We start from the raw sequence: 11358 nt of genomic DNA on the forward strand, positions 1-11358 counted from the left end.
GCCCTCACCCGTAAACAAACGCCTTGTCGTCCAGATCGGTCTTCGGGATCTCGTCCTTCTCGGTCCAGTAGTCCTGGCTGTGCTGCCATTCGGGCTTATCGCCGCGCTTGGGCAACAGGTCCATGTTGCGCATCATGTAGCCAGGGTTGAAGTTTTCCGGATCGATCCAGGGCAGGATCGGCATGTTGTGGTCCTCAGCGCGCAAGCTCACCTCGACCTTCTTCTTACCCTTGGCCTTCATGTGGCCGAGCAGCCGGCAGACGAAATCGGCGACGAGATCGACGCGCAGGGTCCAGCTGGCCCGGAAATAACCGAACACCCAGACCATGTTCGGCACGCCCGTGAACATCATGCCGCGATAAGTAACGGTGTCGCCGAAGGCGAGCGGCTTGCCGTCGATCTCGAAGGCGATGTCGCCGAGGGCCGCGAGGTTGAAGCCGGTGGCGGTGACGATGACGTCGGCCTCCAGCAGCTTGCCGGATTTGAGCTGGATGCCGTTCTCGACGAAGCACTCGATCTCGTCGGTGACGACGGAGGCCTTGCCGCTTGCAATGCCCTTGAACAGGTCCGCATCCGGTACGAACGCAATGCGCTGTCGCCACGGCCGGTATGTCGGCGTGAAGTGCGTCTCGACGTCGTAGTCGGGACCGAGGACCGCGCTGATCTGGCCGATCAGCTCCTTCTTGACCTGCTCGGGCTTGGACACGCAGAGTTTGGTGAAGGCATCCTGTTCGAACAGGATCTTGCGTCGCACGATCTCGTGGATCCATTCCTCGTCGACCTGGAGCCGGCGCAGCTCCTCCGCGATCTCGATGGCGTTGCGACCGAGCCGGAAATAGGTCGGCGAGCGCTGCAACATGGTGACGTGAGCGCATTTGTCCGCGATGTTCGGCACGAGGGTTGCCGCGGTGGCGCCCGAGCCGATCACGACGACCTTCTTGCCGGTGAGGTCGATATCGTCAGGCCAGGTCTGGGGATGGACGATGCGGCCCTTGAACCGGTCCGTGCCCTTCCAGTCCGGCGTGTAACCTTCGGAATGGCGGTAATAGCCCTGGCACATCCAGAGGAAGTTTGTGGTGAACGTCCTGGGCTCGCCGGTGTCGGTCGTCACCGCCTCGATGGTCCAGAGATTTTGCTCGCTCGACCAACGCGCCGAATTGATCTTGTGCTTGTAGCGGATGTGCTTTGCGAGGCCGTTATCCTCGATGACTTCGTTCATATAGGAGAGAATCTCCTCGGCGGTCGCGATCGGCGGGCCGACCCAGGGCTTGAAGCTGTAGCCGAAGGTATGGAGATCGCTGTCGGAGCGAATGCCGGGATAGCGATGTGTGCTCCAGGTGCCGCCAAACGTTTCCTGCGTCTCCAGGATCACGTAGCTGGTGCCCGGCAGCTGCTTTTCGATGTGATAGGCGCTGCCGATGCCGGAGATGCCGGCGCCGACGATCAGCACGTCGAAATGCTCGGAAGCTTGCTTGGTAGCGGCGTGACCGCGAACAGCGACATTCATTGTTGCTTCTATGCCTTGCTTGTTCTTATTGCCGCCCTTGACGGACGGCGCGTTTCCTCCGCGGCCGGCATGATCACCCGCCGCGCTTCCGCATCAAAATGACATAGATCAAGCCGCGGTCAAATCACAGCGCCGCACCCCAGCTCCGCGCGGTCTGCAAGATCCAGTCGCGGTAGAGCGTGAGCGGCGTGACGCCGGTCAACCCGCCGCAACCGGCCGCGCCGTTCGGCCCCGTGGACCAGCTGATGAGGCCGACCAGCACGGCACCGTTCGGCTTGTCCTCGAACACCGGGCCACCGGAATCGCCGGTGCAAGCGCCAATTCCGTCGCGAACACCGCTGGTTACGGGATCGACCAGCCGGATCTGGAGCGTCCCGGGCTGGCCGGTGGCGACAAGCGCGGCAACACGCGTGATGCCGCCGCTCTTGCCATCGCCGCGAACGGTGACGCCGATGCCGGCGATCGTAAAGCGGTCGCCGACCCGAATTGGAATTTGCGGCATACCGACCGGCACTGTGGATTTTCCCTTGAGTGGAATTTCCAGTTGCAGCAGCGCCACGTCGGCGGTGGCGCGGTGCGACTGCATCGCCTGCATGTTGAAGTTCGGATGGATCGCGACCGTGCGCACGTTCATCAATTGCGGCTGGCCGTCGGTTCCGCGATCGACGATCTTGTAGTCGGCGCCGGGTTGCACGCAGTGAGCGACGGTGAGCACGAGCCTTGGCGCGATCAGGCTGCCGGTGCAGAAATTGCCGCGCGAGCCGACAATGGTGACGACGGCGCGCGCGACACCCTCGGCCTGCGGCGTGCCGCCGCCCACAATGGCCTGCGCGGGCGTGGCGAACAGCAGAGTTGCCGTGGCGAATGTCGCGATCGTCTTCATGGGGAACATGTCTCGGCCGTTGGTTCGGTGAGCGCCGGAATTTGCTTCGGACTGGCCCTTGCCGATAGCGCATGCTAGCCCTCTTGGAAAGGAATTGACGAGGGCAGGACATTGGCGATCGAGGCGGTGATCTTTGATTTTGGCGGCGTGCTGACGAGTTCGCCGTTCGAGGCCTTCGCGCGGTTCGAGACGGAGCGCGGGCTGCCGACCGACATCATCCGGCGGACCAACGCCGCCAACCATCTGGAAAATGCCTGGGCCAAGTTCGAGCGGGCGGAGGTCGATATCGAAACGTTCGATCATCTGTTCGCCGAGGAGTCGCTGGCGCTCGGTGCCGAGGTGCGCGGGCGCGACGTGGTATCGTTGCTGCAGGGCGATCTCCGGCCCGAGATGGTCGAGGCACTGAAGCGCATCAAGGCGCAATTCAAGACCGGCTGCATCACCAACAATTTGCCGGCCAACGCGATCGGCAGCATGACCGGACGCTCCCTCTATATCGCCGAAGTCATGGTGCTGTTCGACCACGTCATCGAATCCGCCAAGATCGGCCTGCGCAAGCCCGACCCGCAGATCTACAAGATGATGGTGGAGACGCTGAAGGTCGATCCCAAGACGTGCGTCTATCTCGACGATCTCGGCGTCAACCTCAAGCCCGCGCGCGAGATGGGCATGACCACGATCAAGGTGACGAGCGGCGCCCAGGCGATCGCGGAGCTCGAGGCTGCGACGGGGCTGAAGCTGATATAGTTCGCAAATGCCGTAGGGTGGGCAAAGCGAAGCGTGCCCACCACAAGCATATGGTGGGCACGGCGCCTTTCGCGCCTTTGCCCAACCTACGAGAGCCTACTCTGCGGTGGCCGCAACCCGCTCCGGAAAGGCAGCCGCGAGCGCGGCACGATCCGGCTTCAGCACACCGCGCTCGGTGATGAGGCCGGTGACGAGCCGAGCCGGCGTCACGTCGAAGGCATAGTTCGCGACCGGCGATCCTTCAGGGACGATACGCACCGTCTCCAGCCTTCCATCCGCCGTGCGACCGGTCATGTCGGTGACCTCCGTGCCGCTGCGCTGCTCGATCGGGATGTCGCGGATGCCGTCATTGACGGCGAAATCGATCGTCGGTGACGGCAGCGCGACGTAGAACGGCACGTTATTGTCATGCGCGGCGAGCGCCTTCAGATAGGTGCCGATCTTGTTGCAGACGTCGCCATTGGCGGCCACGCGGTCGGTGCCGACGATGGCGAGATCGACCATGCCGTGCTGCATCAGATGTCCGCCGGTGTTGTCAGGAATCACCGTGTGCGGCACACCGTGATGGCCGAGCTCCCAGGCGGTGAGCGAGGCGCCCTGGTTGCGCGGACGCGTCTCGTCGACCCAGACATGGACCTTGATGCCGCGCTCATGCGCTAGATAGATCGGTGCAGTCGCCGTGCCCCAGTCGACGGTGGCGAGCCAGCCGGCGTTGCAATGCGTCAGCACGTTGACCGTCTCGCCCGGCTTCTTCGCCGCCATCGCCTCGATCAGCTTCAGACCGTTGCCGGCAATGCCGCGGTTGATCTCGACATCCTGCTCGACGATCTCGTCGGCGCGCGCGTAGGCTGCCTCAGCCCTTTCGACCGGATCGATCGGCGCGAGCGCCGCCCGCATCTCGTCCAGGGCCCATTTCAGGTTGATCGCCGTCGGCCGCGCCACGATCAGCGTCTCATAGGCGCGCTTCAGGCCAGCATCGGAGGCATCCTCGCGCATCGCGAGCGCCATGCCGTAGGCCGCGGTGGCGCCGATCAGCGGCGCGCCGCGCACCAGCATGTCGCGAATGGCAACAGCTGCGTCTTCGCAGGAGGTCAGCTTCGCAACGACGAACTCATGCGGCAGCCGGCGCTGGTCGATCGCGCCGATCGACCAGCCGTCGCCTTCGCGCCAGATGCTGCGGAAATGCTTGCCGTCGACCTTCATGGCATTCTGCCTTTTCGTCCTTCTTGCGCCTCAACCGCGCAGGATGCGCCCGGCCACCGCATCGAGCTTCTTGAGGAGCTCGGGATCGCGTGCCTCGGGCGCCGTGATCAGCGCGGTATCGAGCGCCCGGTCCGAGCCGATCGGGCACGGCTCGTGCTCGCGCGGGAAATCCTTCGCCAGCCGCGCCACCAGCGCCTTCGCCTTGTCGGCATTTGAAGTCAGCACACGGATGATGTCCTGTACGGTAACGGCATCGTGGTCGGGATGCCAGCAGTCGAAATCCGTCACCATTGCCACGGTGGCGTAACAGATCTCCGCCTCACGCGCGAGCTTGGCCTCCGGCATATTGGTCATGCCGATCACCGAATAGCCCAGCGTCTTGTAGGTCACGCTCTCGGCGTATGTCGAGAATTGCGGTCCTTCCATGCAGACATAGGTACCGCTACGCCCGATCGCGATGCCCTCGGCCTCGGCCGCCGCGGCAAGATGGATGCGCAGCCGCGGCGAGACCGGATGTGCCATCGACACATGCGCGACGCAGCCCCGGCCGAAGAACGAACTCTCACGCTTGTGGGTGCGGTCGACGAACTGATCGACGAGAACGAAAGTGCCGGGCGGCAGTTCCTCTTTGAAGGAGCCGCAGGCCGACAGCGAGATCAGGTCGGTGACGCCGGCGCGCTTCAGCACATCGATATTGGCGCGATAGTTGATGTCGGAGGGCGACAGACGGTGGCCCTTGTCGTGCCGCGGCAGGAACACGATCGGCAGGCCGGCGATAGTGCCGCGCCTTAAGGGAGCCGACGGCTCGCCCCAGGGGCTTTCGATCACCTCCTCGCGCGCACCCTCGAGGCCCGGCAGGTCATAGATGCCCGAGCCGCCGATGATGCCCAATACCGCCTGCGTCATGCCTGCTCCACCCCGTTCGCCACGTTGGACATGGTTAAGCTATGCCAGCTTTGGGGCGGTTTTGGAACGGGGGATAGTCTCGATCGGCGTCATTGCGAGGAGCTCGCGACAAAATTGCGAAGCAATTTTGCGCTGAAGCGACGAAGCAATCCAAACCGCCGCCTCAGAGGCAGTCTGGATTGCTTCGCTTCGCTCGCAATGACGGAGGAGAGAGCCGGCTTACGCCGCCGTCGCCAGCCGCAGCTGGGCAGCCACCATCCGCTCCAGCGTCTCGACGGACTGGAAATTCTCCGGCGTGATCTCGGATTGCGGGATAGTGAAATCGAACTCGGCTTCAACGCCGAGCATCAGGTTGACCATGTCCATCGAGGTCAGGCCGGCATCGACGAGCTTGGCGGACGGCGTGACGTCGGCGATGAGCGAATTCTGTTCGAGGATACCCTTCACCAGCTTGATGATGCGATTGCGCAATTCGGTATCAAAGGCTTGCATCGGCAAATTCCCGTCTGTCTGTCAAAGTTCGGACCGCTTACGGCTACGATGGGCACGGGCAGCCGGTCCCGCAATGGGCGGCACTCATACTTTGCGTTTCTTAGTAAACGATGACTCAGATTGTCTGGAATTCGGGCTTCTTCCAGATTCCTAACGCGATGCTGGAAAATCGGGAGATGCAAACAACCGGACCTTAACTGTTCGTTCGGAATTGGACTTTGTTTACCCTCTATTTCATCGACGAATTTGAATTAAATCCGTAGCCTCGTGTCACAAGCAAAGATGGCCGGAGGATCGCTTACGCGCATCGCGAATGATGCCGGCGATCTCGAACGGCAAACCGGAGGCGGACGAGTATGAACGTGCGTGAAGCAGTCCTTACTGTCGACGAAACGCAGACGAGCTTCCTGGAGCAAGGTCCCTCCCTGATCGAGCGCGCCGCCCGGACCGCCGCAGCTGCCGCGGCCGACGCCGATGGGGTCGATCGCGATGCCCGTTTCCCGCACAAGGCTTTCGAGGTCGCGCGCGAACAAAAACTGCTCGGCGTGATGATCCCGGTCGAGTTCGGCGGCTTTGGTGCCTCCATCTACGACGTCACCGACATCTGCTACACGCTCGGACGCGCCTGCGCCTCGACCGCGATGATCTACGCGATGCACCAGACCAAGGTTGCCTGCGTCGTCAGGCACGGCCATGGCATCCCCTGGATGGAAACCATGATGCGCCGGGTCGCCCGCGACCAATGGCTGCTCGCCTCCTCCACCACCGAAGGCCAGAACGGCGGCAACATCCGCGCCAGCGCCGCTGCCGTCGACCACGCCGGTGACACGGTTTCGCTGGTGCGCGACGCCACCGTGATCTCCTACGGCGCGGAAGCCGATGGCCTCGTCACCATTGCCCGCCGCGCCACCGAGGCCGCTGCCTCCGATCAGGTGCTGCTGGCGCTTGCCAAGGACGATTATTCGCTGAAGCGGACGCTCGGCTGGGAAACGCTCGGCATGCGCGGCACCTGCTCGACCGGTTTCGAGCTGAAGGTCGATTGCCCCGCCGATCGCGTCTTTCCGGAATCCTACGACAAGATCCACGCCCAGACCATGACGCCGTTCGCACATCTGTGCTGGTCGTCGGCCTGGGCCGGCATCGCCGCCGCAGCCGTGACCCGCGCACAGGCCTTCATCCGCAAGGCGGCGCGCAGCTCCGGCGGCCAGATGCCGCCGGCCGCCGCGCACTTCACCGCCGCAAAGATGTCGCTGGCCAAGCTGCGCGCGCTGTTATCGGCCAACATCGACGCCTTTGCCCACGCCGAGCATGACGAGCGCGCGCTCGCCTCGCTCGACTTCCAGTCCTCGATCACGCTTCTGAAGGTGCAGGCTTCCGAGCTCGCAGTCGAAACCGTGATGCATGCCATGCGTACGGCCGGCCTCTCCGGCTACCGCAACGACGGCGAGTTCACCATGGGCCGGCACCTCCGCGACGTATTGTCGTCCCCGATCATGATCAACAACGACCGCATTCTGGCCAATGCCGCGACATCAACGCTGATGAGCGGCGTGCCAAGCAGCCTTCGCAACTAAGTGTTTGACGACCGAACCAACAAGAACAATTTGAGATAGCAGGACATCGCGACATGAACATTGCCATTCTTCCCGATTCGCCCGCGACCGCGCCGCAGATGATCGATCCGCTCGATCATCTCGCCGACAAGCTGTTCCACCGCATGGGCGCCGACGGCGTCTATGCCCGTACCGCGCTCTATGAGGGCATCGTCGAGAAGCTCGCCGCGCTGATCACGAGCCATCGCGAGACCGGCACCGAGGTGATGCGCTTCCCGCCGGTCATGAGCCGGGCTCAGCTGGAAAAATCCGGCTACCTCAAGAGCTTCCCGAACCTGCTTGGCTGCGTTTGCGGCCTGCACGGGACGGAACGCGAGATCAACGCCGCGGTGAGCCGCTTCGATGCCGGCGGCGACTGGACCACCTCGCTGTCGCCCGCCGACCTCGTGCTGTCGCCTGCCGCCTGCTATCCGGTCTATCCGATCGCGGCGAGCCGGGGCCAGCTGCCGAAGGGCGGCCTGCGCTTCGACGTTGCCGCGGATTGCTTCCGCCGCGAGCCGTCGAAGCATCTCGACCGGCTGCAATCGTTCCGGATGCGCGAATATGTCTGCATCGGCAGCCCCGACGACGTCGCCGATTTCCGCGAGCGCTGGATGGTGCGCGCGCAGAAGATCGCGACTGACCTCGGCCTCACTTTCCGCGTCGACTATGCCAGCGATCCTTTCTTCGGTCGCGTCGGCCAGATGAAGGCGGTGAGCCAGAAGCAGCAGCAGCTCAAGTTCGAGCTCCTCATTCCGCTGCGCTCGGAAGAGCAGCCGACGGCCTGTATGAGCTTCAACTATCACCGTGAGCATTTCGGCACGACCTGGGGAATCCAGGATGCCAGTGGCGAGCCGGCCCACACCGGCTGCGTCGCCTTCGGCATGGACCGGCTTGCTGTCGCCATGTTCCACACCCACGGCACCGACCTTTCCGCCTGGCCTGCCAAGGTCCGGGACATCCTGGGCCTGCAGCCGCGGGGCACGGCCGATGCCCATGTCGAAGGCTGGCGCTAAGAGCATGATCCGGATCCGAAGGACCGCGTTAGCGCAAAGTGCGAAGCGGTTTCCGAAAAGATCATGCTGAAACAATAGACCAAACGAGGCCTGTCATTTCCACGGGTAAGACGAGCGTGATTCACACCAAAGTGCGATGCCGCGAGATCACCGAGTCCGACGCCGAAGCGGTCGCGGACCTGCTGACGCGCGGCTTCGTCGGCCGCTCGCGGAACTATTGGATCCAGGGTCTGCGCCGGCAGGCCTTCCGCTCCGTACCGGAGGGCTATCCGCGCTTCGGGTACATGCTCGATAATGACGGCACGCCGGTCGGCGTGCTGCTGCTGATCTACACGGCGCGGAAGAACGGCGACGAGACCGCCATCCAGTGCAACTTGTCGAGCTGGTATGTCGACCCGGCCTACCGCAACTATGCCCCGCTGCTGACCAAGATCGCGCAGCGGCACAAGGACGTGACTTATTTCAACATCAGTCCGGCGCCGTGGACCTGGCCGATCATCGAGACGCAGGGCTTTCGCGCCTATTGCCGCGGCATCTTCTTCTCGGTCCCTGCACTGGCGCGCGTCCCGCGCTGGAGCGAGATCGAGGTCATCTCGCCTCACGCCAAGACGATCGAAGGGCTTTCCGACGCCGAGACAGAGCTTCTGACGCGGCATGCGCGCTACAATTGCCTCAGCCTCGTCTGCCGCACGCCGAAGGGAACATTCCCCTTCATCCTGCAACCTGTGCGCATCCGCCGCGGCTTCATCGCGCCCCCTGCAATGAAGCTGATCTATTGCCGCAGCGCTGCCGAATATGCCGCCTGCGCAGGCCGCATCGGCCGGCTGCTGCTCCGGCTCGGCAAGATCTCGGTGGCGATCGATTCCAACGAGCCGATCCCCGGCCTGGTCGGTATTTATACCGAGCGGCGCGGCCGCAAATATTTCAGGGGCCCATATCGGCCGCAGCTCGGCGATCTCACGGATACGGAACTCGTGTTGTACGGGCCGTAGCGCAACGCCCGGCTCTGTAGCCCGCATGAGCGCAGCGACATGCGGGATATCGCTACGCTCATCCGGGCTACGGGCTATCGCCTTGCCGGTCGGCCGTTTGCGCGCTCGCTCTCCATCGCCAGTCACCCTCCGTAAACTACTGCGCTTAAGGGAATTTTCCCGCCTCTTCGCTACGCTCAGTAGCTGAATTAGTTTGCGTTAAATCTATTGCCCGCCGAGATCCCGCCGACCCCATGACGTCGACCCGCGACAACGAGCTTGGTGCACGCCGCGAGCAGGGCCCGGAGGCCCTGGTCGCGCTGAGCCAGCTTGCGCTCGACCACATGGAGCAGGGCGTCTGCGTCTACGATGCCGACAACCGGATCGTGCTGATCAACCAGAGTTACCTGTCGCTGTTCGACATGTCGGCCGACATCGTGCGAGTGGGCACGAGCTACCGCGAGGTGCTCGCGCACAGCGCCGGGCGCGGCAACTTTCCGGAAAGCGAGCTCGACGCGCTGTATTCGGCACGGATCGCGCAGATCGCAGGGGGAAAGCCGTTCCGGACCGAGCAGCGGCTTGCGACCGGCCTCGTCATGTCGCTCGAGCTGAAGCCGCTTCCCGGAGGCGGCTGGATGACGATCTGCGACGATGTCAGCCGCCTCGCCCGGCTCGAGGCGGAATTGCGCGTGCAGACCGAGCGCAGCCAGCACGCGCTCTCCAACATGTCGCACGGCCTCATCATGTACGATGCCGACAGCCGCGTCGTCGTCTGCAACGAACGTTTCCTGAACCTCTACAACCTCGATCCCGAGATCGTGAGGCCCGGGGTCTCGCATTCCACGGTGATCGACCATTGGATGTCGCGCGGCAATTTGCCGGGCATGCCGGCCGACGAATTCCAGAACTCCAGGTTGGAGGACGTGCGCGCCAGAAAGGCGAAATCCCTGCTGGTGATGCGCTATGACGGGCGCATGGTGCAGGCGGTCTCCCGCTTCCTGCCCGATGGCGGCTGGGTGACCGTGCACGAGGACGTCACGGAGCGGCTGCAATACGAGGAGACACTGAGGCAGCAGAACTTCATCCTCGATGCGGCGCTGGAGAACATGGCGCACGGGCTCGCCTTCTACGACAGCGATATGCGCCTGCGCGTCTGCAACACCACCTATCGCGAGATCTTCCGGCTATCGCCGGAGGAGACCAGGCCCGGCACACATCTCTCCGAGCTGATCGAGCGGTCGATGGCGAACGGCGCTTTTGCTTCGGAATACAGCCCCCAACAGCTTCTGGCAGCCGCCAGCGAAAGAATCGCGAACCGCGATTCCTCGCCGATGCGCCGACGCATGTCCAACAGCACCGTGATCTCGGTCCGCTATTGCGCACTGGCTGAGGGCGGCTTCGTCGCCACCTATGAGGATATCACCGAGCGCGAACACGCGATCGAGGAGCTGAGCGAGCAGTATCGCCGCTTTGATGCGGCGCTGAACAACATGAGCCAGGGCCTGTGCATGCTCGATTCGAGCCTGCGCGTGATCGTCTGCAACCGCCGCTACATCGAGATGTACGGCCTGTCGCCTGACGTCGTGAAGCCCGGCATCTCGATGCGCGAGATCATGGAGCACAGCTGCGAGCTCGGCATCCATCCGAACACCACGGCCGCACGACTCTATGCTGACTACGTCGAGCGGCTGCGCGAGGGCGAGCATACGCTGCACCGCCATTTGAGCGATGGCCGCATCATCAAGCTCAATCACAAGCGGATGGAGCATGGCGGCTGGGTCGTCACCTACGAAGACGTCACGGAGCGCCACAAGGCCCAGGCCCGCGTCGCGCACATGGCGCGGCACGATTCGTTGACCGACCTGCCCAACCGCACGCTGTTCCGCGAGAAGATGGGCGAGGGGCTGAACCAGGTCGCGATCGCCGGCGGCGCGATGGCGGTGCTGTGCTTCGACCTCGACAATTTCAAAACCGTCAACGACCGCCTCGGCCATGCCGCCGGCGACCGGCTGCTGCGCTGGGTCGCAGCGCGCCTGAAGGA

The 11358-nt window shown here is 63.6% G+C and carries 10 protein-coding genes; 5 read left to right on the plus strand and 5 right to left on the minus strand.

Features of this window, described 5'->3' with window-relative positions:
- Window positions 1-4: 4 nt before the first annotated feature.
- Window positions 5-1507, minus strand: a complete 1503-nt coding sequence (locus MOV75_RS03985; protein ID WP_247004888.1) for an NAD(P)/FAD-dependent oxidoreductase — start codon at window positions 1505-1507, stop codon at window positions 5-7.
- A 124-nt stretch (window positions 1508-1631) separates the two neighbouring features.
- On the minus strand, window positions 1632-2390 hold the full coding sequence (locus tag MOV75_RS03990; RefSeq protein WP_246920105.1) for a trypsin-like serine protease: 759 nt from the start codon (window positions 2388-2390) through the stop codon (window positions 1632-1634).
- Between the two features lie 111 nt (window positions 2391-2501).
- Between MOV75_RS03990 and MOV75_RS03995 the strand changes: the two genes are divergently transcribed.
- Window positions 2502-3137: an HAD-IA family hydrolase gene (locus MOV75_RS03995; protein WP_246920103.1), complete on the plus strand. Its 636-nt coding sequence runs from the start codon at window positions 2502-2504 to the stop codon at window positions 3135-3137.
- Between the two features lie 96 nt (window positions 3138-3233).
- On the opposite strand, the gene mtnA is transcribed toward MOV75_RS03995, so the two are convergent.
- The 3 genes from mtnA to MOV75_RS04010 form a co-directional block, all read right to left on the minus strand.
- Complete coding sequence (gene mtnA, locus MOV75_RS04000) at window positions 3234-4340, minus strand: S-methyl-5-thioribose-1-phosphate isomerase (protein WP_246920096.1); 1107 nt, start codon at window positions 4338-4340, stop codon at window positions 3234-3236.
- Between the two features lie 30 nt (window positions 4341-4370).
- Entirely contained in the window at window positions 4371-5246 is an 876-nt protein-coding gene (locus MOV75_RS04005) for an S-methyl-5'-thioadenosine phosphorylase (RefSeq protein ID WP_246920091.1), read from the minus strand.
- A 219-nt stretch (window positions 5247-5465) separates the two neighbouring features.
- On the minus strand, window positions 5466-5738 hold the full coding sequence (locus tag MOV75_RS04010; RefSeq protein ID WP_246920088.1) for a phosphopantetheine-binding protein: 273 nt from the start codon (window positions 5736-5738) through the stop codon (window positions 5466-5468).
- Window positions 5739-6094: 356 nt separating this feature from the next.
- On the opposite strand from MOV75_RS04010, the gene MOV75_RS04015 reads away from it, so the two are divergent.
- From MOV75_RS04015 to MOV75_RS04030, 4 genes are all read left to right on the plus strand, one after another.
- Window positions 6095-7312, plus strand: a complete 1218-nt coding sequence (locus MOV75_RS04015) for an acyl-CoA dehydrogenase family protein (protein ID WP_247004890.1) — start codon at window positions 6095-6097, stop codon at window positions 7310-7312.
- A 53-nt stretch (window positions 7313-7365) separates the two neighbouring features.
- On the plus strand, window positions 7366-8346 hold the full coding sequence (locus MOV75_RS04020) for an amino acid--[acyl-carrier-protein] ligase (RefSeq protein WP_246924044.1): 981 nt from the start codon (window positions 7366-7368) through the stop codon (window positions 8344-8346).
- A gap of 116 nt (window positions 8347-8462) precedes the next feature.
- Complete coding sequence (locus tag MOV75_RS04025) at window positions 8463-9338, plus strand: acyl-CoA acyltransferase (protein WP_246924041.1); 876 nt, start codon at window positions 8463-8465, stop codon at window positions 9336-9338.
- 233 nt (window positions 9339-9571) lie between these two features.
- Window positions 9572-11358 (plus strand): PAS-domain containing protein (locus MOV75_RS04030; RefSeq protein ID WP_247004892.1); only part of this gene is annotated, 1787 nt, incomplete at its 3' end.

Source organism: Bradyrhizobium sp. PRIMUS42 (genome assembly GCF_023006515.1).
GTDB lineage: Bacteria > Pseudomonadota > Alphaproteobacteria > Rhizobiales > Xanthobacteraceae > Bradyrhizobium.